Raw genomic sequence first — 529 nt, 5'->3', positions numbered from 1 at the left:
TCCCGGGCTCGAGGTCTCCAAGCAGGCGGCGGCCGACCACCGGCTGGCCTTCGACCTGGACGCCCTGCCGGGAGCCGTGCACCGGGTCAGCGTGCTGCTCGCGCTGCCCACCGGCGTCGGCGGCCCGGTCCGGTTCGGCGCCGTCGCCGCCCCCTTCGTCGCGGTCACCGGCCTCGACGGCCTCGAGGTCGCCAGCTACACCCTCACCGGTCTCGACACGGAGTCCGCCGTCGTGGCCTTGGAGCTCTACCGCAGGCAGGGCGCCTGGAAGGTGCGCGCGGTCGGCCAGGGCTACGCGGGCGGTCTCGCCGAACTCCTCACCGACCAGGGGCTCCCGGAGGCCCGGCAGCTCGCGGGCAGCATCAACGAAGCGGTGGCCCAGGGACTGGCGCGGTCGGTCGCGGCGCCCCCGCCCCGGACCCCGGACACGGACCGGTCACGACAGGCCGCCGCCTCGGCGCCCGGGCCGGAGCAGCCCTACGCCGGACCGGGGACCGCCGCCGGGGCCGTGCCGCCCCAGCAGACCCCG

1 protein-coding gene is annotated in these 529 nt (G+C 77.9%); it reads left to right on the top strand.

The features are described 5' to 3' along the window. Positions 1–529: TerD family protein (locus CW362_RS42955; protein ID WP_206301236.1), on the top strand; the 529-nt coding region annotated here is incomplete at both ends.

Origin of the sequence: Streptomyces populi (assembly GCF_002911015.1) — a bacterium.
GTDB classification, from domain to species: domain Bacteria; phylum Actinomycetota; class Actinomycetes; order Streptomycetales; family Streptomycetaceae; genus Streptomyces; species Streptomyces populi.
The sequence above is the reverse complement of the archived record's forward strand: the minus strand, read 5'-3'. Positions and strand labels throughout refer to the sequence as shown.